The organism is Pseudolabrys sp. FHR47, assembly GCF_005153485.1.
Taxonomy (GTDB): Bacteria; Pseudomonadota; Alphaproteobacteria; order Rhizobiales; family Xanthobacteraceae; genus Pseudolabrys.
The window spans coordinates 24,464-47,742 of sequence record NZ_CP039740.1 but is presented as its reverse complement, the minus strand read 5'-3'; the positions used below and the strand labels follow the sequence as shown (position 1 = coordinate 47,742).

20 protein-coding genes and 1 tRNA gene are annotated in these 23,279 nt (G+C 63.4%); 14 read left to right on the top strand and 7 right to left on the bottom strand.

What is annotated here, in order from left to right; translation table 11 throughout:
* Position 1: 1 nt before the first annotated feature.
* From E8Q40_RS00250 to E8Q40_RS00230, 5 genes are all read right to left on the bottom strand, one after another.
* Positions 2-1,525, bottom strand: a complete 1,524-nt coding sequence (locus E8Q40_RS00250) for a monovalent cation/H+ antiporter subunit D (RefSeq protein WP_137042501.1) — start codon at positions 1,523-1,525, stop codon at positions 2-4.
* Positions 1,522-1,914, bottom strand: coding sequence for a Na+/H+ antiporter subunit C (locus E8Q40_RS00245; RefSeq protein ID WP_137046513.1), 393 nt, complete (start codon positions 1,912-1,914; stop codon positions 1,522-1,524). Before E8Q40_RS00245 ends, E8Q40_RS00250 begins: the two co-directional genes overlap by 4 nt.
* A gap of 2 nt (positions 1,915-1,916) precedes the next feature.
* The gene (locus E8Q40_RS00240; protein WP_137042500.1) at positions 1,917-4,736 is read right to left on the bottom strand and encodes a monovalent cation/H+ antiporter subunit A; all 2,820 of its coding nucleotides are present in this window, start codon (positions 4,734-4,736) and stop codon (positions 1,917-1,919) included.
* A 141-nt stretch (positions 4,737-4,877) separates the two neighbouring features.
* A tRNA-Arg gene (locus E8Q40_RS00235) sits at positions 4,878-4,954 on the bottom strand.
* Between the two features lie 190 nt (positions 4,955-5,144).
* Positions 5,145-6,065: a DMT family transporter gene (locus E8Q40_RS00230; RefSeq protein WP_137042499.1), complete on the bottom strand. Its 921-nt coding sequence runs from the start codon at positions 6,063-6,065 to the stop codon at positions 5,145-5,147.
* Positions 6,066-6,373: 308 nt separating this feature from the next.
* Between E8Q40_RS00230 and E8Q40_RS00225 the strand changes: the two genes are divergently transcribed.
* The 11 genes from E8Q40_RS00225 (at position 6,374) to E8Q40_RS00175 (ending at position 18,090) form a co-directional block, all read left to right on the top strand.
* The gene (locus E8Q40_RS00225) at positions 6,374-7,648 is read left to right on the top strand and encodes a VWA domain-containing protein (RefSeq protein ID WP_137042498.1); all 1,275 of its coding nucleotides are present in this window, start codon (positions 6,374-6,376) and stop codon (positions 7,646-7,648) included.
* Between the two features lie 186 nt (positions 7,649-7,834).
* Positions 7,835-8,692 carry a Flp pilus assembly protein CpaB gene (cpaB, locus tag E8Q40_RS00220; RefSeq protein WP_246662962.1) on the top strand — a complete coding sequence of 286 codons (858 nt, stop codon included), beginning with the start codon at positions 7,835-7,837 and terminating at the stop codon, positions 8,690-8,692.
* Positions 8,693-8,721: 29 nt separating this feature from the next.
* Positions 8,722-10,257, top strand: a complete 1,536-nt coding sequence (locus E8Q40_RS00215; RefSeq protein ID WP_168197703.1) for a type II and III secretion system protein family protein — start codon at positions 8,722-8,724, stop codon at positions 10,255-10,257.
* Entirely contained in the window at positions 10,241-10,594 is a 354-nt protein-coding gene (locus E8Q40_RS00210; protein ID WP_137042496.1) for a pilus assembly protein, read from the top strand. The genes E8Q40_RS00215 and E8Q40_RS00210 overlap by 17 nt, the downstream gene beginning before the upstream one ends.
* A gap of 24 nt (positions 10,595-10,618) precedes the next feature.
* Entirely contained in the window at positions 10,619-11,836 is a 1,218-nt protein-coding gene (locus E8Q40_RS00205; RefSeq protein ID WP_137042495.1) for a response regulator, read from the top strand.
* 3 nt (positions 11,837-11,839) lie between these two features.
* Positions 11,840-13,285: a CpaF family protein gene (locus E8Q40_RS00200; protein ID WP_137042494.1), complete on the top strand. Its 1,446-nt coding sequence runs from the start codon at positions 11,840-11,842 to the stop codon at positions 13,283-13,285.
* Positions 13,286-14,251: a type II secretion system F family protein gene (locus E8Q40_RS00195; RefSeq protein WP_137042493.1), complete on the top strand. Its 966-nt coding sequence runs from the start codon at positions 13,286-13,288 to the stop codon at positions 14,249-14,251. It begins immediately after the preceding gene.
* A gap of 3 nt (positions 14,252-14,254) precedes the next feature.
* Positions 14,255-15,214: a type II secretion system F family protein gene (locus E8Q40_RS00190; protein WP_137042492.1), complete on the top strand. Its 960-nt coding sequence runs from the start codon at positions 14,255-14,257 to the stop codon at positions 15,212-15,214.
* 110 nt (positions 15,215-15,324) lie between these two features.
* Positions 15,325-15,891, top strand: a complete 567-nt coding sequence (locus E8Q40_RS00185) for a tetratricopeptide repeat protein (protein ID WP_246662961.1) — start codon at positions 15,325-15,327, stop codon at positions 15,889-15,891.
* Positions 15,892-16,127: 236 nt separating this feature from the next.
* Entirely contained in the window at positions 16,128-17,540 is a 1,413-nt protein-coding gene (locus E8Q40_RS00180) for a sodium:proton antiporter (RefSeq protein WP_137042491.1), read from the top strand.
* A gap of 232 nt (positions 17,541-17,772) precedes the next feature.
* Complete coding sequence (locus E8Q40_RS00175; protein ID WP_137042490.1) at positions 17,773-18,090, top strand: HU family DNA-binding protein; 318 nt, start codon at positions 17,773-17,775, stop codon at positions 18,088-18,090.
* Positions 18,091-18,390: 300 nt separating this feature from the next.
* Here the strand turns inward: E8Q40_RS00175 and E8Q40_RS00170 are convergent, their stop codons facing one another.
* The gene (locus E8Q40_RS00170) at positions 18,391-18,639 is read right to left on the bottom strand and encodes a hypothetical protein (RefSeq protein ID WP_137042489.1); all 249 of its coding nucleotides are present in this window, start codon (positions 18,637-18,639) and stop codon (positions 18,391-18,393) included.
* A 268-nt stretch (positions 18,640-18,907) separates the two neighbouring features.
* On the opposite strand from E8Q40_RS00170, the gene E8Q40_RS00165 reads away from it, so the two are divergent.
* Positions 18,908-19,360: a hypothetical protein gene (locus E8Q40_RS00165; protein WP_137042488.1), complete on the top strand. Its 453-nt coding sequence runs from the start codon at positions 18,908-18,910 to the stop codon at positions 19,358-19,360.
* Between the two features lie 664 nt (positions 19,361-20,024).
* Here E8Q40_RS00165 and E8Q40_RS00160 read toward each other — a convergent pair.
* The gene (locus E8Q40_RS00160) at positions 20,025-20,999 is read right to left on the bottom strand and encodes an NADPH:quinone oxidoreductase family protein (protein WP_137042487.1); all 975 of its coding nucleotides are present in this window, start codon (positions 20,997-20,999) and stop codon (positions 20,025-20,027) included.
* Positions 21,000-21,233: 234 nt separating this feature from the next.
* Here E8Q40_RS00160 and E8Q40_RS00155 point away from each other — a divergent pair, with 234 nt between their 5' ends.
* Both E8Q40_RS00155 and rlmN read left to right on the top strand, forming a co-directional pair.
* A complete protein-coding gene (locus tag E8Q40_RS00155) occupies positions 21,234-21,779 on the top strand; it encodes an invasion associated locus B family protein (protein WP_370455217.1) in 546 nt (181 codons plus the stop codon).
* Between the two features lie 232 nt (positions 21,780-22,011).
* Positions 22,012-23,241, top strand: coding sequence for a 23S rRNA (adenine(2503)-C(2))-methyltransferase RlmN (rlmN, locus tag E8Q40_RS00150; protein ID WP_137042486.1), 1,230 nt, complete (start codon positions 22,012-22,014; stop codon positions 23,239-23,241).
* Positions 23,242-23,279 lie beyond the last annotated feature (38 nt).

Here is a 23,279-nt window from a genome sequence, read left to right as displayed (position 1 = left end):
CCTATTCTCCCGTCAGGTTGAGGGTGACGTGTGCCCGCAGCACCGCCGCGATATAGCGCTCCGGCGAGCGTAGTTGTTCCGCCATGGCGGTCAGATCGTCCATCACCGCGCCGGCGAACAGACTGAGACCCGCGATGACGACAATCATGCCGGCGATCACGGCGACCGGCCCCGCGGGAACAGCGCGCTGCGCCGGCTCCTCCAAGCTTGGCGATGGCTTCCAGAATATGCGGATGCCGCCGCGTGCGAAACCGATGGTCAGCAACAGGCTCGTGATCAGGATCGCCGGCCACACGGTCGCCGCGGCGGAAGCCGCGCGTCCGGCGTCGAGGATCAGCAGCTTGCCGATGAATCCGGCCAGCGGCGGCAGGCCGACCGTCGCAATGGCAAGCAGGAAATAGAAGCCGGCGAACAAAGTGGCGTATTGCGTCTGCCAGGCGAACGATACGCGGCTGTCTTTCTCCGGTGCGAGCAGGCCGGCGAGCAGGAACAGGGCCGCGCCGGCCACGGTGCTCTGCAGGGCGTAATACATCGCGGCAGCCAATGCGGCCTCGGTGGCGAGCCCGATGGCGATCAGCAGCGTGCCCATCGAGGCGATCAGTGAATAACAGACGAGATCGACGATACGGCGGGTCGCCAGCACCCCGATCGTGCCGAGCACGAGTGTGAGGATGCCGGCCGGCAGAATCCATGGCGCCGCGATGTCGGCCAGCGGGCCGGCGCTGGCGCCGAAGATCAGCGTATAGACGCGAATGAGCGAATAGGCGCCCACCTTGGTCATGATGGCGAACATCGCCGCGACCGGCGGCGACGTCGAGCCATAGGCGGTTGGCAGCCACCAGTGCAGCGGCACCATTGCCGACTTGGTGGCGAAGACGGTGAGCAGCAGCAGCGCGCCGGCCGCCAGCAGAGGCTGGTTGGCCTGCATGACGAGTGGCACCTTCGCTGCGAGGTCGGCCATGTTGAGCGTGCCGGTGGCAGCGTAGATCAAGCCGGCCGCGAACAGGAAGACCGTCGAGCCGATCAGGTTGATGCCGATGTAATGGAAGCCGGCCACGAGTCGGCGGGGGCCACCGCCATGCAGCATCAGTCCGTAGGATGCGATCAGCAGCACCTCGAAGAACACGAACAGGTTGAACAGGTCGCCGGTCAGGAATGCGCCGTTGACGCCGAGCAATTGAAACTGGAATAGCGCATGGAAATGGCGCCCGCGCTTGTCCCACTCGCCGAGCGCGGCGAGCACGATGCCGGAGGCGAGCAGCCCGGTGAGCAGCAGCATGATGGCGGCGAGGCGGTCCAGCACCAGCACGATGCCGAAAGGCGCCGGCCAGTTGCCGAGGAGGTAAGTGCGCAATTCGCCGTCGCTGGCGATGACGTAAAGCCCGATCGCCACGGCGAGTTGGAGGACAGTCGCTGCGACCGACACGACGCGCTGGGCGGCGAGGCTGTGACGTAACGCCAGCACCAGGAAAGCCGCGGTCATGGCCGGGATCGCGACGGGGGCGATGATCCAGGAGCTCGTCATCGCGAAGCCTCGCGGTCCTTGGCGCCGTTCTCGGCGCCGTTCTCGCCGGGCGCCTCGTCCTCGGGCGTAACATCGAGTGTCACATCGTCGTTGCCGGTCTCCAGAAAGGCGCGCAGCGACAGCACGACGATCAGCGCCGTCATGCCGAAGGTGATGACGATGGCGGTCAGAACCAGCGCCTGCGGCAGCGGGTCGGTGTAGCCCTGCTGCGTCGCGTCGATGATCGGCGGTTTGTCGATGGTGAGCCGTCCCATCGTGAACAGAAAAACGTTCACCGCATAAGAGAGGAACGAGAGTCCGACCACCACCGGAAAGGTACGCCGCAGCAGAATGAGATACAGGCCGACCGCCGTCAGCGCGCCGACCCCGGTTGCCATGAGGAATTCCATGCTCATGGCGTGCGCGCCTCCGCCTGCAGGGATGCCTGCTCCGCGCGCTCCTCGACGCGGGACAGGGTGGCGAGCGACAGCAGACACGTGCCGACCACGGTGAAGAACACGCCGAGGTCGAAGGCCATGGCGGAGGCCAATTCGACTTCGCCGAACAGCGGCAGGTGGAAATAGCCGAACGTGCTGGTCAGGAACGGCCGATCGAACAAAAGCGAGGCAATGCCGGTTGCGCCCGCTATCAGCACGCCGCCGCCGATCATCACATGGGCGTCGATACGCGCGCGGCGGCTCGCCCAGACATAGCCGCTCGCCATGTATTGCATCAGGAACGCGACGGCGACGATGAGGCCGGCGATGAAGCCGCCGCCGGGCATGTTGTGGCCTCGGAGCAGAATATAGACGCCGACCATCAGCGACAGCGGCAGCAGCACACGCGCGATGACGACCAGCATCAAGGGATGCGGATCGTGTGCCTGCGGCGAGAAGCGCACCCGCGCCAGGCGACGGGCCGCGGCGCCATGCATCGCCGAGTCGAGCAGCGCGAAGATGGTCAGCGCCGCGATGGCGAGGACGATGATCTCGCCGAAGGTATCGTAGCCACGGAAGTCCACCAGGATGACGTTCACCACATTGGTGCCGCCGCCGCCCGGTTTCGACTGTTCGATGTGATAGCCGGATATGGTTTCGAAGCCGCGCGTCATGACGGCGTATGTGAGCGCTGCGACGCCGAGGCCGCCCACCGCCGCCAGCGCCCCCGCCCCGAGCGTGGAACGCAGCGGCATTTCATCCGGCGTCGTGCGCGGCAACAGGTTGATCGCCAGCAGCAGCAGGATCGTCGTCACCACTTCGACCGAAATCTGGGTGAGGGCGAGATCGGGCGCCGAGAACTGCAAGAAGGCGAGCGACACGACAAGGCCGACAATGCTGGTGATGATGAGCGCCAACAGGCGGTCGTGGTGACGCCAGACGACCAGGCCGCAGGCCAGCAGCAGCAGCACCCAGCCGGTGGTGGTCGTCAGCGTTGCCGGGATCGTCACGCGATCGCCCGCAATCGTCACTGGTCCCGCGTGCATGAATCCGGCGAAGCCCAGCACGCCGATGGTGCAGACCATCACGGCCATATAGCGCGGCAGGTATCCGTCATCGAGGCGGCTCATCACCGCCCGCGCCATGCGCACGATGCCGGCGATGGCGGTGGTGAACATTGTCATCGCGTCGGGGCGCGGCACCGACAGCCGGATGCGGTTGGCGGCGGCGTAGCCCCACAGCAGTGCGAGGCCGCCGCCGATAGCGATCACGCTCATGCCCAACGCCGGCGTCAGGCCATGCCACAGAGCGAGATGATACTCGGGCAAGGCGCCGCCCGTGACCGCGCGTGCCGTCGTCTCGACGATCGATCCGGCGAACATCGCCGGCAACACGCCGATGGCAATGACGGGCACGACCAGGATCGCCACCGGCAGCCACATGCCGATGGGCGGGTCGTGCGGGTGGTGCGGGTAATCGTGGCGCTCCGCGCCGAAGAAGACATGGAAGATGAGCCGTGCCGAGTAGGCCGCCGACAGCAGTGCGCCGATGGTCGCGAACAGCGGGAACAGCCATGTCTGGCCGGCGTAAACCGTGTGCGCGGCTTCCTCCAGCATCATCTCTTTCGACAGGAAGCCGTTGAGCAGCGGCACGCCGGCCATCGATGCCGCGGCGATAATGGCGAGACCGGAGGTGATCGGCATCAGATGCCGCAGGCCGCCGAGCCGGCGGATATCGCGCGTGCCGGTTTCGTGATCGACGATGCCGGCGGACATGAACAAGGCGGCCTTGAAGGTCGCGTGGTTGAGGATGTGGAAGACGGCGGCGACCACGCCCATGCGGGTGCCGAAGCCGAGCAGCATGGTCAGCAGGCCGAGATGGCTGACGGTCGAGAAGGCCAGCAGGCCTTTGAGATCGTCCTTGAACAGTGCGATCCAGGCCGCGATCACCATGGTGACGAGGCCGGTCAGCGAGACGATCAGGAACCATTCCGGCGTACCGGACAAAGCCGGCCACAGCCGGGCGAGCAGGAAGACGCCCGCCTTCACCATGGTCGCGGAGTGCAGATAGGCGGACACCGGCGTCGGCGCCGCCATGGCGTGCGGCAGCCAGAAGTGGAACGGAAACTGCGCCGATTTGGTGAAGGCGCCGGTGAGGATCAGCAGCAGCGCCGGCAGATAGAGCGGCGAGGCCTTGATCAACTCGCCGCGCGTCAGGATTTCGCTGAGCTGGAAGGTGCCGGCGATATGACCGAGCAGCAGCATGCCGCCGATCAGCGCGAGGCCCCCGGCGCCCGTCACCACCAGCGCCATGAGCGCGCCGGCGCGTGACGCCGGCAGGTGATACCAATATCCGATCAGCAGGAACGAGGTGAGGCTCGTGAGCTCCCAGAACACGACGAGCAGCAGGATATTGTCGCTAAGGACAATGCCGACCATCGAGCCCTGAAACAGCAGCAGATAGCAGAAGAAGCGGCCCATCGGATCGTCGCGATCCAGATAGAAGCGCGCATAGAGAATGATTAGAAGGCCGATGGCGAGGATCAGCGTGGCAAAGAACAGCCCGAGCCCGTCAACAAAGAACGACAGCGACAGACCGATCTGCGGCAGCCACGGCACATCCATGCGCGCCACGCCGCCCGAATAGATCGTCGGCGCCTCGGTCAGCAGAATGACGAGCGCCAGCGCGGTGACGGCGGCGGTCGCCGCTGTGCAGACATTGCGTCCGGCCTTGATGGCGATGGGCGGCAGCAGAGCGCCAAGAAAAGGAATGAAAGTGATCAGCAGGAGCTTCATTCAAGACACATCGATCGGCGGGAGTGCAGTGCTGCACAGGGGCGGGTTCCTGAGACAATATGTCAACAGAGACCGCTGCCAACGGGTCAATCGGACGCAGCTTGGGTGATCAAGGCGCTTTTGTTTTTGCGCCTGGAATTATGGCGCGCCCGGCGCGATTCGAACGCACGACCTTTGCCTTCGGAGGGCAACGCTCTATCCAGCTGAGCTACGGGCGCCAACAGGGCTCTGCATAGCCCAGTTCGATGAATCCGGCAACGATCATTGCGGCTCGGCCGGGGGATCGTTTTGCGAGCGGAATGAGGCGGTTAGAGCATGATCCCGAAAAGTGGAAACCGGTTTTCGGAAAAGATCATGCTCAAACAAAAAGCTAGACCATGACCGGATTCAATCCGAATGGATCATGGTCTAGCGCACCGCCGAGCGGGCGGCCACCTCGCGGTGGCGGACCCGCTCGCGGTGCAGCATGTAGAGGCCGCTGGCGACGATGAGTAGCGAACCCGCGATCGACATCCGGTCCGAGACCTCGTCGAGCACGAAGTAGCCGGCCAGTGCGCTCCAGATCAGCAGCGAGTAGCGGAACGGCGCCACGACGGTGGCGTCGACATTGCGAAACGCCGACACCGCCAGCGTGCTGCCGCCGGCTAGGAACATCGCGCCGATCACGATCAGGCCAAGATATTCCGAAGAGTAGAGTGCCCAGCGCTCGCCAAACACGATGGCGAGAACGAGACCCGCCATTCCCGTGCCGCCGAGGCTGACCAGCGTCACCACCAATGTTGGCGTCGCCGGGTCGATGCGGCGGGTGACGATGTCGCGCGTGGCCGAGAACAACGTCGTCGAAAACGCCACCAGCGCCCAGACGTCGAAGGTGGAGGGGCCCGGCTTGACGATCAGCAGCATGCCGATCACGCCGACCCCGATGGCGGTCCAGCGCCGCCAGCCGACCTGCTCCTTGAAAAAGAACGCAAGCAGCATGGTAAGCACCAGCGGCGACATCATGTTGATCGCCATCAGGTCGGCCAGCCGCATCTTGGTCAGCGCGACCACGAAGGTGGCGTTGGCGCCGGCATCGAGCACGGCGCGCAGCAGCACCAGCTTTTGCGATCCGCCTCGAATGGTGAAGGTGCGATAGGCGAAGAAGAACGCCACCGCGACGAAGGCCATGCAGGCCAGGGCGCGCGAGAACAGGACCTCGCCGATGGGAAAGGTGAAGGCGACGATCTTGGTTATCGTGTCGGTAACCGTGAACAGCGCGCATCCCGCCGTCAGCGAGATGATGCCGCGCTTATTGTCCTGATACGAGGCCAAGGGTCGTTCGATATTCAAGAGGGGTCGCCCGCCGGCGCGGTCAACCGCGCCGCGCCGTGGTGGAACTTTAAATCGCGTCCGGACGGCGACGAGTCGCCCATAAGCCTTAGAACAACCGGACGTTTACAGCAACCGACGCGAACGCAACCGATCTCCGCGGCGCCGTACTGCGATACGGATTCACGCGATATTTAACGCACATTCGATGCAGATTTGCCGCTTATCCAAGCCGAACGCATTACGGCTTTTCAAGACGCACCTGAAAGTCTTGCCGAACGTTAGGCATGCGGCCGGTCTTCTCCGACCGGCATTTTCGGGGGCTCGCTATGTTTTCGAGGTTTCTGAGGGATCGACGCGGCAACGTCGCGCCGATGATGGCGATGCTTGCTGTGCCGCTGATCGGCAGCGTTGGTGTCGCCATCGACTATAGCCAGGCGAACGCCGCGCGCACCGCCTTTCAGACCGCGCTCGATGCCACCGCGCTCGCGATGTCGAAGACCGCGGCGACGCAGAGCGCCGCCGATCTGCAGGCCGCGGCCTCGAATTACTTCAATGCCCTGTTCACGAGCACGCAGGCGCGCGACATCGTCGTCACTGCGAGCTACACCGGCACCGCGGGTTCCAAGCTTGCCCTCAACGCCACCGCGACGCTGAAGACCAATGTGCTCGGCATTCTCGGCTACGGCGATATAGACATCGCCGCTGCCGCGACGTCGACCTGGGGCGAGACGCGCTTGCGCGTCGCGTTGGTGCTCGACAACACGGGCTCGATGTCGAGCTCCGGAAAGATGACCGCGCTCAAGGCCGCGAGCCAGAATCTGCTGACCCAGCTCAAAAACGCCGCGCTGCTGCCGGAAGACGTCTATGTCTCGATCGTACCGTTCAGCAAGGACGTAAATGTCGGCGCCGACAAATACGACCAGAGCTGGATCAACTGGACCTTGTGGGAGGCCAGGAACGGCACCTGCAGCAATACGAGCTACAAATCGAAGAGCTCGTGCGAGAATAACGGCAAAGTCTGGACGCCGGCGGCGCATGACACCTGGAACGGCTGCGTTACCGACCGCGATCAGAACTACGACACCACAAACGATGTGCCGGTGTCGGGCGGCACGTTGTATCCGGCCGAGCAATACGGATCGTGTCCGGTATCGGTGATGCAGCTGTCCAATGACTGGACCGGGTTGTCGGCCAAGATCGAAGCGATGCAGCCCGCCGGCAACACCAACCAGGCGATCGGCCTGCAGATGGGTTGGCAGACTCTGACCGCATCGCCGTTCACCATCCCCGCATACGACTCCAACTATCAATACAATCAGGTCATCATCCTTCTGACCGACGGTCTCAATACCCAGGACCGCTGGTACTCGAGCCAGTCCTCGATCGACAATAGGCAGAAGAAGGCCTGCGATAACATCAAGGCCGCGAACATCACCATCTACGCGGTGCAGGTGAACACCGGAAACGATCCGGTCCAGTCGGTGCTTCAGGATTGTGCCAGCACCAGCAGCAAATTCTTTCTGCTGACGTCGGCCGACCAGATGATCACGACTTTTAATCAAATTGGCACGGCTTTGTCGCAGCTGCGTCTCGCGCAGTAACGAAATCCATCCTCACGAAAACGCGCGGAAATTTCTCGCAGAATTGAAGTAAATCTCGCAGCGCCGCGCAAAGCGGCGTTCAGCACCGCGCTAGATGGTTTCGTCTCGTTAGTAATTCAACACCTCGCTACGATTACCGTGGCTTATGCGAGATAATCGCTCGGCCCGTGCGGTGAGGTTTGTTTAATGCGTGCAAGTACCCTCGTGATGATCGGCTTTGCCCTGCTGTTCGGCATCATTGCCGTTTTCATCGCCCAGGTGTGGCTCACCGATCAGGCCAGCCGCCAGGTCGAGGCGGTCGCCCCGCAGGTGCCGGCACGCACCATTGTCGTCGCCAAACAGCCGCTGCGTTACGGCACCGAACTGACTGCGGCGATGTTGCAGGAGGTTCCATGGCCGTCGGAATCGGCTCCGGCCGGTTCGTTCGCCAAGATCGGCGATGTGCTCAAGGGTGGCCGCCGGATCGTGCTCAGCGCCGTCGAGCCGCATGAGCCGGTGCTCGGGGTCAAGATCACAGGCCCCGGCGAGCGCGCGACATTATCGGCGCTGGTCAAGCCCGGCATGAAGGCGGTCACCATCCGCGTCAACGACGTCGAAGGCGTCGGTGGCTTCGTGCTGCCGGGCGAATATGTCGATGTTGTCCTTACGCGCTCGATCGACAAGGGACAGGCGACCACCGAGATCGTGTTGCAGAATCGTCGCGTCCTCGCGGTTGACCAGAGCGCCGACGAGCGCGCCACCAAGGCGGCGGTCGCCAAGTCGGTGACGCTCGAGGTCGACACCGTTGAAGCGCAGAAGGTCTGGCTCGCCTCCACCGTGGGCAACCTGTCGCTGTTGCTGCGCAAGGCCGGCGAGACCGCGCAGGTGCGCACCCGCAAGATCACACTCAATGATTTGTCGTCGCCGGAACCGACGGTCGATACCGGCGCGTCGGCGACCGTGACCGTGTCGGTCACGCGCGCCGCGGCAAAGCAGGATTACACCGTTCCGGTTGAAGCGGTTGACCGCGCCGCCAGGGCTGTGGCCGGCACATCGGGACGCTGACGATGAAGGAGTATAACGGAGTGGCAAGGATGGCGACGAGTCGCATGCAACCGATCTTGCGCGACGGCGCATGGCGCAAGGTGATGCGCGAATTGGTCTTGGCTTGCGCCGTTGCGCTCGCCGCCAGCCTGTTCCTCGCCGCCATCGACGCCAAGGCGGCACCGCGCCGGGCCGGCGAAGTGGAACTGGCGGGTACCTCCAACGTCTCGGTCATCGTCGGCAAGTCGCTGGATGTCCGCACCAATGCTAGCTTCGTCAACATTGCCGTCGGCGATCCGGACGTCGCCGATGTCAATCCGCTGACCGACCGCAGCCTGTCCATCCTCGGCAAGAAGATTGGTACCACGCGCGTCACCATCTATGACGAGCAGAAGCGGCTGGTCGGCATCTACGACGTCGAGGTGACCTACGACGTCTCCCGCCTGGTCAGCGAGCTGCGCCGTCGCTTCCCGCACGCCAGGCTGCGCGCTTCCGCCGTCAACGGCCGCATCATGCTGGCGGGTGAAGTGCCGGATGCGGTCACGCTCGATCAGGCCGTAACCATTGCGCGTCAGTTCGGCCCCGACATCATCAATGCGATTTCGGTGATGTCGCCGCAGCAGGTGATGCTCGAGGTGCGTTTCATCGAGATCTCGCGCACCGCAGGCCGTGACCTCGGCGTGCAGTGGAACCGGTTCGGTGGCAACAGCACGACCAATATCGGCTCGCGCCAGTCCTCGGACAATCTGCCGATCACGTCATCTGCGGCTGCAACCGCCGCCGGTGTTCTGTCCGGAGGCTCGCCGTTCGGCTTCATGGTCGCGCGATTTGTCGCCGGAGGCGTTTCGACCGACATGATGATCAATGCCCTAGAGACGAAGGGTGTCGCGCGCAGCCTGGCCGAGCCCAATCTGGTTGCGCTGTCGGGTGACACGGCGAGCTTTCTGGCGGGCGGCGAATATCCGATCCCGGTTGCTGGCACGCTCGGCTCGGTCACGGTGGAATACAAGAAATATGGTGTTGGGCTTGCCTTTACGCCGACGGTGCTGAGCCACGGCCTGATCAACATGAAGATCGAGCCGGAAGTCAGCGCCATCGACTCGACGCATTCGGTGTCGGTTGCCTCCGGCATATCGGTGCCCGCGATCTCGGTACGCCGCGCCTCAACCACGGTCGAACTGCGCGACGGCCAGAGCTTCGTCATCGGCGGGCTGTTGCAGAACAACGGGCAGAACACGCTCGAACAATTGCCGTGGGTTGGTTCGGTACCTGTGCTCGGCACTTTGTTTTCGTCGAAGTCCTATCAGCGTAACGAGACCGACCTCGTGATTATCGTCACGCCGCGTCTCGTCAGGCCGGCGCGGCCGGGCGATCCCATCAAAGCGCCGACCGACGACACCCGGCCGCCGAACGATGCCGATTACTTTTTGATGGGCAAAACCGAAATCAGCCGCGCCAACACCGGCAAACGCGACCCGGCGGCGTCGGCCGATCCGCGCGTCGCCACGGCCGCGGAGCCCGCGCCATCGGCCGGTGGCCACATGCTCGACATGCCGAAATGGATCTCCAATGCCGCCATTCAGTAAACGTCTCCGCCCCGTCGCCCTGTTGTCGCTGATCGCGCTCGGCGGCTGCTCGGAATATCTCCACCGCAACGACACGCTGTCGTGGCAGTCGGGCAATGCTGTGCAGGGCAACAAGGTCACGCAGATGGTCGATCCATGGCCGGCCGCGGCCGCGAATCGCGATATCGCCTTCGATGGCGCGGTGATGGAAACCGCTATGACGCGCTATCGCACCGGCCGCGTCATTACTCCCAAGGGCCTGTCGTCCGATCCGGTGGCGCCGCCGCCGGCACCAACGACACCGAATGCGTCGCCGCTAGGCCCGACCGTGAACGCGCAATCGGCACCGGTTAAGTAAGTCCAGGAGTTAAGCCCAGTCGCCATGCGTCACGTTTCGCCTCCGCAATCCCCTCGTACCCGCGTTGTCATCGCCACGCCTGACGCCGATTTCGGCGCCATGGCGCGCGCCACCTTCGGTGCGTCCGGCGCCATCGATCTCGTCATCGAAACCGGGACGCTGTCGTCGCTCTCCGACACGCTTGCCATCGAGGACGCCACGGTCGTCGTGGTCGATCTCGATATTGGTCGCGCCGACGAACTTGCCGCGTTGTCGCGGCTTACCGCGCGCACCGGCGCATGGCCGCCGGTCGTCGCTGTGACGGAAAGTTTTGATGCCAATCTGGCGCGCACCTTGATGCAGCTTCGCGTCGCCGATTTCCTGGTCAAGCCGGTGTCCGGCCTCGATCTGGTGCGCACCTGCGCACGTGTCGGCAAGAAGCCCGCCGAAGGCGCGGGCCACAAGGAAGCACAAATCGTCACGTTTCTTCCGGCCGTCGGCGGCGCCGGCGTTACCATGCTGGCGGTGCAGACGGCGCTGTTGCTCTTGGAGAGTGCGCCGGCACGCGCCAAGCCGTCGGTCTGCATCGTCGATCTCGATTTCCAGCACGGCGCCGTCGCCGACTATCTCGACCTCGAGCCGCGGCTCAACCTTGCGGAAATCGAACCGCGCCCGGATCGCCTCGACCGGCAATTGCTCGAAGTGATGCTGTCCTATCATCCGTCCGGTCTCGCGGTGGTGGCTGCGCCGAACCGGCCGGCGGAGATGCACTCATTCGATCCGGATGTGGTGACCCGTTTGCTCGATCTGGTGTCAGCGCATTTCGACTATGTCGTGTTCGACATGCCGCGCACCTGGTTCTCCTGGACCGACAGCGTGCTGATGGGCTCGAACAAGCTCTATGTCGTCACCGAGGCGACCGTGCCGGGCCTGCGCTACACCAAGCAACTGGTCGGCGCCATCACGGAGCGTCTCGCCGGCATTCCGTCGCCGCATGTCATCGTCAACCGCTTCCAGCAGAAGATGTTCAATTCCGGCCTGCGCCTGTCCGACGTGACGCGCGCTCTCGGTGACACGCCGCTCCACACGCTGCCGAACGATTACGCGCTGGTGCGCGAGGCGATCGACCGCGGCGTGCCGCTCAACGAGGTGCAGCCGGGCAACAAGATCGTCGGTGAACTCAAGAAGATCGTCATCGGCGCACCGAAGGCCGAAGGCGGCGTGAAGCCGCTGATGAAGAAGCTCCGGTTGGCTGCGGGGTAAGACATGACCGGACGCTTTTCGCTGCGCCGCGCGCCATCGCCGCCATCCGCCGCGCCGGAGTTGCCCGTGGCCGCGCCGCAGGCCGCTTCGACGAGCGCGGCACCAAACATCGCCTCGCCGAGTATTGTGCCGCCTGCGGCGCCCGTACCGGCCGAGCCCGCGCCTAATCCGCTTTTGTCGTCCAAGCTGCTCGACGCCAAGGTGCGCCTGCATCGCAAATTGATCGAGGAGATCAATCTGTCGGCGCTGGACAAGATGCCGGAGGAGGAAATCCGCGGCCAGGTACAGGGGCTGGTGACGCAATATGTGCTGGCCGAGCGTCTCGCGCTCAACCAGCAGGAACTGGCCGATTTCGTTTCCGAGATTCTCGACGAGATGACCGGGCTCGGGCCGCTTGAACCGCTGCTGAAAGACCCGTCGATCGCCGATATCCTCATTAACGGCCATGAGTGCGTCTTCGTTGAACGCGGCGGTATGCTCGAAGCGGTGCCGGTGCGCTTCAAGGACGAGCAGCATCTGCTGCGCATCATCAATAAAATCGTCTCCGCGGTCGGTCGCCGCGTCGATGAAAGCCATCCGCTCTGCGACGCGCGCCTGCAGGACGGCTCGCGCGTCAACGTCGCGGTGCGGCCCATCGGGGTCGACGGGCCGCTGGTGTCGATTCGAAAATTCTCCAAGAAGAAGCTCGACCTGTCGCGGCTCGTCGAGGTCGGCGCGCTGCGCCCACAAATGGCCGAGGTGCTCGCCGCCGCGGTCAAGGCGCGCATCTCCACCATCATTTCCGGCGGCACCGGCTCCGGCAAGACCACGATGCTGAACGCGCTGTCCGCCTTCATCTCGGAGAAGGAGCGCCTCCTCACCATCGAGGACGCCGCGGAACTTCAATTGCAGCAGCCGCATGTCGGGCGCATGGAAACGCGTCCGCCGAACGTCGAAGGCAAGGGCGAAATCCGCCAGCGCGATCTCGTCAAGAACGCGCTGCGTATGCGCCCCGACCGCATCATTCTCGGCGAGTGTCGCGGCGAGGAAGCCTTCGACATGTTGCAGGCCATGAACACCGGCCACGAAGGCTCCATGGCGACCATCCACGCCAACACACCGCGCGATGCCATCACCCGTCTCGAGCAGATGATCGGCATGGCCGGCCTGCCCATGACGGTGGCCTCGATCCGCGGCCAGATCGCCAATGCCGTTCAGATGATCGTGCAGCTCTCACGCCAGTCGGACGGCAAGCGCAAGGTCACATCGATCGCCGAGATCACGGGGCTCGAAGGTGACATCATCCAGATGCAGGAAATCTTCAAGTTCGTGCGCACCGGCACCGGACCGGATGGCACGGTCGAAGGTCATTTCCAGGCGACCGGCGTGCGCCCGCGCTTCCTCGCCGAACTGGCTACGCATGGCGTGACCTTGCCTGGCGCCTATTTCGATCCGTCGAAGCCGCTGTAAATGTTCGACCTCAACCCCGTCTATCTCTTCTACGTCATGATCGGCCTGTCGGCGGCGATGTTCGCCGAAGGCATCTATCTCGTCTTCTACAATGCCGGCTCGTATCGCAAGAACATCAACCGCCGCCTCAAGGTCGTCGAGGCCAATGCCGATCGCGAAAGCGTTCTCGTGCAATTGCGCCGCGAGCGCGGCCTGACCTCGGCCGGCGACTACCGGTTCAATTTCTTCGACCTCAACCGCCTGCTGCTGCAATCCGGGCTGAGCATTGGGCTGGGCAAACTCGTCCTCTTCATCGGCCTTGGCGCCATCGGCGCCTTCGCCGGCGTTCTCGTCCTCGAGCGTAACGTCGGTTACGCCGCGCTCGCCGCCTTGTTCGCCATCTTCGTACTGCCGATCCTGGTGCTGAAGTTCCTGCGCGCGCGCCGCCAGAAAATGTTCGGCGCGCAGTTCGCCGACGGCCTCGACATCATCGTGCGATCGCTCCGCGCCGGCCATCCGGTGCCGGTGGCGATCTCGATGGTGGCCCGCGAAATGCCCGATCCGATCGGCTCGGAATTCGGCATCGTCGGCGACGAAATCACCTACGGCGCCGATTTAGAGACCGCGATGCGCAATCTCTATTTCCGCGTCGGCACCGACGACCTGCCTTTGTTCGTCACCGCTGTTGCGATCCAGACCTCGACCGGCGGCAATCTCGGCGAGATCCTCGAGAACCTTTCAGGCGTCATCCGCCAGCGCTTCAAGATGCGGCGCAAGGTCAAGGCGCTGGCCGCGGAAGGCCGCGCCTCGGCGCTGATCCTGTCATCGCTGCCGGTGCTGATGTTCTTCGTCATTCAGCTCATGGTGCCGGACTTCTATGCCAGCGTCTGGCACCAGCCGATGACCAAGATCGGCCTGGCGGCTGCCGGCTTCTGGATGGGCGTCGGCAATCTCATCATGTTCCGCATGGTCAATTTCAGGATCTGACCTATGGCCTTCGTCGCCGACATGCTGGGCCGGACCTTTCGCGACAGCCAGAGCCTGCTGCTGACGCTGCTCGTGTTCCTTGCCGCCGGCACTTTGGCATTTGCCGTCATGGCGGTGATGCGCTCGCGCGTCTCGGTCAAGCGCCGCCATGCCCGCATCATGGATGCGCCGCGCAATCCGCGCCGCGCCCTGCGCCATTCCAGCGCCAAGGCGGTCAGCCGCATCGTCGATTACACCAACAAGCATTATGCCGCCGACGAGGAATCGATGCGGGTGCTGCGCCGCCGCCTGATCCAGGCCGGCATTTACGATGCGCGCGGCGTCGCGCTGTTCTTCGCCGGCCGCACCGTGCTCGCGGTGCTGCTCGCCGCGGCGGCATTCTTCCTGCTGCCTTTCGTCTGGCCGCTGCAGGGCTCGATGAAATGGCTCGCCGTGATGGTCGGTGGCGTCGCCGGCTATGTTGGCCCCAGCATCTATATCGACAAGCGCATCGCGTCGCGCACCGAGGAGCACCGCGCCGGCTTCCCGGACTTCCTCGATCTCCTGGTGGTCTGCTCCAACGCCGGACTGTCGATGGAAGCGTCGCTGGAGCGCGTCTGCCGCGAAATGGGCGAAAGCTATCCTTCGCTCAGCGCCAACATTCATATCACCAATCTGGAAATCCGCGCCGGCCGCAATCTCAAGGACGCGCTGGAACGTTTCGCCGACCGGTTGGCGCTCGAAGAAGCGCGCGCTTTCGCCACCTTGATCAATCAGTCGATTGATCTCGGCTCCTCGATTACCGACGCCTTGCGCGTCTACTCCGACGACATGCGGCACAAGCGCATGGCACGCGCCGAAGAGAAGGCCTATGCGCTGCCGGCGAAATTGTCGGTGCCGATGATGGTCTGCATCTTCCCGGTGCTGTTCGTTGTCATTTTGCTGCCGGTCATCGTGCGACTGTCATCTGGCGGTTACTTCTGACCGGAAAATAATACGCAAAATCGTTGGTAATTTTGGGCCACCTCCCGGGAGGAGCATTAACTCGCGTCAACTAGTCTGGGCGTCATCGGTTAAGACTACCCGGGGGTTGTATGCGTCAGGTTTTCAGCCGGCTCGTGCTGGCGGCGTGCATGGGTCTTTTGCTTGCGGGCTGCAATACGGTCGGCGACACGTTTGCGGATGCCGGCGCAAAATCCGGTGCCGATGCTTTCGCCGCGGCGCCTCAGGAGGGAGCAGAAGCGCCGTTCGGCGAGCCGACGCCGCAGGGCAAGCTGCTCGGCGATAACCCCGCCGACGATCTGTCGATCGGCAAGGCTTACTTCCGCGCCGCCAATTACGGCATGGCCGAGAAACATTTCCGGCGCGCCGTCGAACAGCATCCGAACGATGCCGAGGCCTGGCTCGATCTCGCCGCGTCCTACGATCACCTCAAGCGCTTCGATCTGGCCGACCGCGCCTACGCGCAGGCGATCGCGCTCGCCGGTCCCAAGATCCAGATTCTCAATAATCAGGGCTATTCCTACATGCTGCGCGGCGACAATGCGCGCGCCTTCAAGAAGCTCGAAGAGGCGCGGCGCCGCGATCCGGGCAACACCTTTGTGCTGAGCAATCTCAGCCTGCTGCAGCAGAGCAGCCGCCGGGCCAAGGCGATCGAATAAGGAGCCTCCGTCATTCCGGGGCGCGTGCGCAGCACGCGAGCCCGGAATCCAGCCTGCCACTGCCGATGTTCGAGACGGCGCCATAGCGCGTCGAAGACGCGCGTAAACGCGCTTATGGCGCTTCCTCACCATGAGGGCGGGCTGATCGCTTCATTGCCACCCGTCCGGATTGACCAACTGGTCTTGCCTCCTCCTGTTATTGCGGGCAGAAATAGCGCCCTCAGTTGGGGGGATGCATGAAACGGATCGTTTTGGCCGCGCTGTTGTCCGTGGCTTTGTCAGTCCCGGCACTGGCGGCCGAAGGCGCGCATCTCGATGGCGCGCAGCTCGGTCTGATCTGGGCCGTGCCGTTTGCCGGCATGCTGCTGTCGATCGCGCTGTTCCCGCTGCTCGCCCAGCATTTCTGGGAGCATCATTTCGGCAAGGTATCCGCCTTCTGGGCGGCGACGTTCATCATCCCTTGCGTGGTCATGTTCGGCGCCCTGATCACGGCGACGGAACTGGTGCACACCGCCGCGCTCGAATATCTGCCCTTCATCATTCTCGTCTATTCGCTGTTCGTGGTCGCGGGCGGCGTGCGCGTCGCCGGCAATCTCGCCGGCAATCCTGCGACCAACACGTCGATGCTCGCGATCGGCACGCTGCTGGCCAGCGTGGTCGGCACCACCGGCGCTTCGATGCTGATGATCCGTCCGTTGATCGTCGCCAACAAGAACCGGCACCGCAACATCCACGTCTTCGTGTTCTTTATTTTTCTGGTCGCCAATATTGGCGGCTCGCTGACGCCGCTCGGCGATCCGCCGCTGTTTCTCGGCTTCCTCAAGGGCGTCGATTTCCTCTGGACCGTCGAGGCGATGTTTGCGCCGATGGCGACGTCGGCTTTGATCTTGCTCGCCCTGTTCTACGCCATCGACAGCTATTTCTGGCATCAGGAACGCCACCGGCGCGTCGCGCATCCGCCCGAGCGCGAGGTCAAGATCGAAGGCGTGCACAATGTCGTCTATCTCGCCGGAATTGTCGGCGCCGTCCTGTTCAGTGGCGTCTGGAAGCCCGGCATTGCGGTGCCGGTCGGCTTCGGCAACGCCATGCCGCTGGAGGGCGTGGTGCGCGACCTCATTCTGCTGGGGATTGCCTATATGTCATTGCGTACGACGCGGCGAAACATCCGCATCGAAAACGCATTCACCTGGATACCGATCCAGGAGGTCGCGCTGCTGTTCGCCGGCATCTTCATCACCATCATTCCGGCGCTGGCGATCCTCCGCGCCGGACACGATGGCGCGCTGGCGTCCCTTCTGGCCTTCGTGACCGGGCCCGATGGCCGGCCGATCAATGCCGCCTATTTCTGGCTCACCGGAGCGCTGTCGAGCTTCCTCGACAATGCGCCGACCTATCTGGTGTTCTTCAATCTCGCCGGCGGCGATGCCCAGGTCCTGATGGGGCCGCTATTCCACACCCTGCTGGCGATCTCGGCGGGCGCGGTGTTCATGGGCGCCAACACCTATATCGGCAATGCGCCGAACTTCATGGTCAAGTCGATCTGCGAGGAGCGCGGCATCAAGATGCCCAGCTTCTTCGGCTATATGGCGTGGTCGGGGGCGATCCTGCTGCCGCTGTTCGTGCTGCTCACCTTCATCTTCTTCCGGTAGCGGCGGCGGATTTGGGGCCGGCCGATGGCGGCATTTTCGCGGCCGTCATACCGCCAAAAAGCCTTGCGGCATCGGGCCTGACGGCCACAGCTGTGTCGAAAATGCCCTATCCAAGGGCCTAAAATGCAGCTTCCTGTGATTATCCGGCCGCCTGCGTGCTCAATCGCTTGCGAAAACTGGCGAATCTCATAGTGCTTCGAACAGCGCATTTTGCGCTTTAAGGAGCTTATCTATGGCTACGAAACCCGCGGCCTCGGCGAAGCCGAAGGCTGCCAAGCCGGTCACCCTGAAACAACTCGCCTACGCCTTGGCCGAGCAGCACGAGCTCACCAAGAAGCAGGGCGTCGAGATGCTCGACGAGCTGGTCGTGATGATCACCAAGCACCTCAAGAAGGGCGAGCGGGTGAAGATCGCCGGTCTCGGCATCCTTCAGGTCCGCAAGCGCGCCGCCCGCATGGGCCGCAACCCGGCGACCGGCGAAGCGATCAAGATCAAGGCGTCCAAGAAGGTCGCCTTCCGCGCCGCCAAGGACCTCAAGGAAGCGATCTGATCGATCGCGGCCTTTGGGTATGCAAAGCCCCGTCGGACATGTCCGGCGGGGTTTTTGTTTTTTCTTTTATCCCTCCCCTGAAAGGGGAGGGTGGCGCCGCGCGATCAGCGCGGCGACGGGTGGGGAACAGCGTTGGCGTCTGACCCCACCCGGCCGCTCGCTATCGCTCGCGTCCACCCTCCCCGAAGCCGGGGAGGGATAAGGCAGTCAGAAAATAATCCTTGATTCTTATTCCTAGGATATTATAGGCTCGCTCCGTTCTACTCCAGCCGGGGGCGCTGTCATGAGCCTCACGTAATGTTAGCGCGCCACGAGACGATATTGCTTCTGCATTCGCGGAATGATTTCACGCAATGCCCGAACGCACTCGTCTTCATCTGCGGTTCCAAAATTGATCGGCCCTTCGCTCCAATTTATCCCAGGAATCTGCCCATCCTTAAGCTGGTACAGCGCGATCGAAGAAAAGCCCTCGCAATGAGCGCGCCGCCGCACGTCTTTCGCGATTAACTCCGCCAGTTGATCATGAGTCATGTTGATTTGTTCTGACATAGTGATCCTCCTTGCAGACAAGGTAGGAGACTGCCAGACCGTCCACAATGTCTGCTATGGGCGGACTTTAAAGCGTCGTGCTCCGTCGAATTTTTTCGTAGCCCGGATGAAGCGCAGCGAAATCCGGGAGCGGCGCATGGTATCTTCACCGGGTGTGCCACCGGGCGGTGCGTCACTTACTTCGTTCGTTTTATGTCGGTCGCTCAGTGCCCTTGCCGCCGCTGACAAGAACCGCCATGCTAATCTCGCACCGATAGGAGATCCGGCCATGCCGACGGTCGAGACCGCGGAGGCGATCACCGCGATGATACTTGAACGTATTGGACCGACAAGCTGTCTGCTTCACGTTGGCCGCGACCCGACGGGGTGGCACACCACCGTAGGCGGGCATTCTGACGAGGTGGCGCGCGTCAACACCGCCGTGATGAACGCCGAGGCCGCGTTGAAGGGACAAGTTGCCCTGATGACGCATGCGGAGGAGCTTCTGAGGGATTTGTACGGGGCAACCCAACCAGCGGTCGGGTGCGGCATTACTGTCGCGGACGCAAGAAACGCGCCGAGCGATGCGAACTGGGCTGCCTTCAGCGACCCTATGGATTTGCATTCTTTGAGCCGATTCAATTCTGCTTCCGCTGAGCTCGCACGGCAAAATCCCCTTGTTGATTGGACAGGAGTTGCGAAGGGCATCGATGGCCGTCGAGCCGTCACGCGTCGCGGGTAGCTCCTTCCCGATAACCTTGATCTCGCAATTATCGGTCCCCGTAGCCCGGATGGAGCGCAGCGAAATCCGGGTGCGGCGCAGGGTTTCTTCCCGGGTTGCGCCGCCGGGCGGCGCTTCGCGCCAACCGGTTGGCTTCACCCGGGCTACGGTCCTCCGGGGTTCGTCAGAAAATAGTCCTTGACTCTTATTCCTAGGACATTATAGGCTTTCGTCGTCCTGCTCGGCCGAGGGCGTCATCTAGAGGCGTCCTTTTGACGGAGCAGGGCGCGGTGCCCGCGGCCGGGGGAGGTAACGCAACCTCCGGGCTCGGGCGACGACGGGGCACGCGCAAACAAGTTTACGCAGTTTGCGCAAAAGCAAACTGCTATGCCGGAGGCACTATGACCTCCTGCAAGGAGCTTGCTGATGGTGAGCGCTACCCATCGCAAGATGGATCAGCCGCCAGAAGCGCGGCCCGTCGTCGTAACGACACCGCGATGGAGCGCCGTGGGGCGCGGGTTTCTCCGATCGCAAGGAGAGACCGCGCACCGCAAGGCGCGAAATCAAAAGAGCGCCTCGCGGCGCTCCATCCCCTCGGCGTCTCCGAGGGGAACGGAAGGGAAGGCAGGCCGCCCCGGGCCTTCAAGAACAGGGGCGATGAAACACGCGCATCCGGAGCACTCGATCAAGGCCGCAAAATCACTTTGCCCATCACCTTGCGCTCCGCAATTGCCCTGAGCGCAGCGGCAGCCTCGCTCAGCGGATAGACCGCATGGACATGCGACGACAAATGCCCCTCGGCGGCCCATTTCAGCAATTGCGCGGTGTTGGCGCGGTGCCCATCCGGATCGCGCTCGGTCCACGCGCCCCAGAACACGCCGAGCACATTGGCGCTCTTCAGGAGATACAGATTGAACGGCACTTTCGGGATGTCGCCGGCGGCAAAACCGATGACCAGATAACGTCCTTCCCAGGCGATGCCGCGCAGCGCCGCTTCGGCATAAGCGCCGCCGACCGGATCATAGATCACATCGGCGCCTGTGCCGCCCGTCACGCGGCGCAGCCCATCCTTGAGATTCTCCGTCGCGTAGTCGATGCCTTCATCGGCGCCATGTTTGCGCGCGAAGTCGAGTTTCTCCGGCGACGACGCGCAGGCGATCACCCGCGCGCCCATGAGCTTGCCGATCTCGATCGCGGCCAGGCCGACACCGCCAGACGCGCCGAGCACCGCCAGCGTTTCGCCGGGTTTCAAGTGCGCGCGGTTCTTCAAAGCGTAGAGCGTGGTGCCGTAGGTGACGCACAGGCCGGCGGCCCGATCGAAGTCGAGTTCATCGGGGATCGGTGTCAGCGCTTGCGCCGGCACCGCGATCAATTCGCGTGCCGCGCCATAACCGGTGAAGCCGAGCACGCGGTCGCCCGCCTTGAAGTCGCTCACGCCGGGGCCGACGCTTTCGACCACGCCGGCGAATTCCGCCGACGGCGAGAAGGGGAAGGCTGGCTTGGTCTGGTACTTGCCCTGGATGATCAGCGTATCGAAGAAGTTCAGCGCCGCCGCCTTAACGCGGACCACGATCTCGCCGGCCTGGGGTACAGGATCGGGCAGGTCGGCCAGTTGAAGTTCCTCGGGAGTTCCGTAATGGGTGCAGAGCAGGGCTTTCATGGGCGTCCGTGTTGGCCTGGGGTAAGCATTTCTCTAGCACGGCCCGGTCTGCAGACCCGAATACCTGCACATTTCGAGGGCATGGCCCCATTAACCTTTGCTGGGTAAGGTGGGCAAAGAAGGCGATTTGGTGCCTTCACTATGCCGATATTGACCCCTAGGCGGTTGATATCTCCCTGAAATTGAGGCGGCGTGCCACGCGTCGTTCCATTCAAACGGTAGGGCCCGAAGAGAATGAAACACCCAAGCCCCGCGATTGTCCTGACCGCCGCCACCGCGGCGTTGGTCGCAATCTCCATGAATCCAGCGCTTGCCCAGAAGAAGGACCCTGCGGAACAGGCCGTATTGCTCGGCCAGTTCGGCGATTGGGGAGCCTATACGGCGACCCCGGGCGGCAAGAAGGTCTGCTTCGCCCTGTCGAAGCCCACCTCCGCCGTGACCGACCCCGCCGGCCGCAATCGTGATGCGTCCTATGCCTTCGTTTCCACTCGCCCGTCCGAAAAGGTGACGAACGAGGTGTCGCTGATCGTCGGCTATCCGCAGAAGCCCAATCACGACGCTAGCGCGACCGTCGATGCCCGATCGTTCGTGCTGTACACGCAGAACGACGGCGCCTGGGTCAAGAACGCCGGCGAAGAGGGCCAGATGGTGGACGCCATGCGCAAGGGCTCGACGCTGGTCGTAAAAAGCGAGTCCGGGCGCGGCACCAAGACCACTGATACCTACTCGCTACGGGGCATCGCCGACGCCCTCGACAAGGTCGCGGCGGAGTGTAAATAGCAGCGCCCGTGATTATATAAGGCGTCGCTCGGCGCCTCTTTCCCCTCTCCCCAACGGGGAGAGGGTGCCCGAGCGATGCGAGGGCGGGAGAGGGGTTGCTGACCTGATTTCTTAACCCCTCTCCCGGCTCGCGCGCGCTATCGCTCTGCGCTCGCCACCCTCTCCCCCAAGGGGAGAGGGCAAAGTGCGCAAGCGGCAACGCTCGGCACTCAACTGCTGCCAGTGAGATGTGATGAGTTTGGTTCAAACCACTGCCCCCGCCGGTTTCGTCGAAAAGACGCCGCTCGAGGCCTATGTCGCGCCGGACAAGCCGTCGCTGGTCGGCCTGTCGCGGGCGCAGCTCGCCGATGTGTTCGGCGAACTCGGCGTGCCGCCGGCGCAGCGCAAGATGCGCGCCCAGCAGTTCTGGCACTGGACCTATTTCCGCGGCGTCACTTCTTTCGACGACATGACGTCGATGTCGAAGGAGCTGCGCACGAAGCTCGCCGAGCGCTACACGGTCGACCGCCCCGAAGTGATCGCCGAGCAGGTCTCGGTCGATGGCACGCGCAAATGGCTGCTGCGGCTGCCGGGCGACAAGGATTCCAAGCTGCCACACGATGTCGAGTGCGTCTACATCCCCGACACCGAGCGCGGCACGCTCTGTGTTTCGAGCCAGGTTGGTTGCACGCTGACCTGCGCCTTCTGCCATACCGGCACGCAACGTCTGGTGCGCAATCTCACCGCTGGCGAGATCGTCGGTCAGGTGCTGGCCGCGCGTGACCGTCTGGGTGACTGGCCGGGGGGTACCCGCCCCACCGACGGTGTCATTCCCTCCGGCGAGCGCTGCGTCACCAATATCGTCATGATGGGCATGGGCGAGCCGCTTTATAATTTCGACGCGGTGCGCGACGCGCTGCTGATCATGTCGGATGGCGACGGCATCGGCATTTCCAAGCGCCGCATCACCTTGTCAACCTCCGGCGTTGTGCCGAACATCGTCAAAGCCGGCGCCGAAATCGGTTGCATGCTGGCGATCTCGCTGCACGCCGTGCGCGACGAGCTGCGCAACGAACTCGTGCCGCTCAACCGCAAATATCCGATCGCCGAACTGATGGAAGCGTGCCGCAACTATCCCGGTGCGTCGAACGCCAAGCGCATCACGTTCGAATATGTGATGCTCAAGGGCGTCAACGATTCCATCGCCGACGCCAAGGCGCTGATCAAGCTGCTCAAAGGCATTCCGGCCAAGATCAATCTCATCCCGTTCAATCCCTGGCCCGGCACGAAGTACGAGTGTTCGGATTGGGAGCAGATCGAGAAATTCTCGCAGGTCGTGTTCGATGCCGGCTATGCCTCGCCGGTGCGCACGCCGCGTGGCCGCGATATTCTCGCTGCCTGCGGCCAACTCAAGAGCGCGACCGAAAAGCTCTCCGCGCGCGAGCGCATGGCGCTGCGCGCCATGGCGATGACGGATGAGTAAGCGCATGATCCCGAAAAGTGGGAACCGGTTTTCGGACA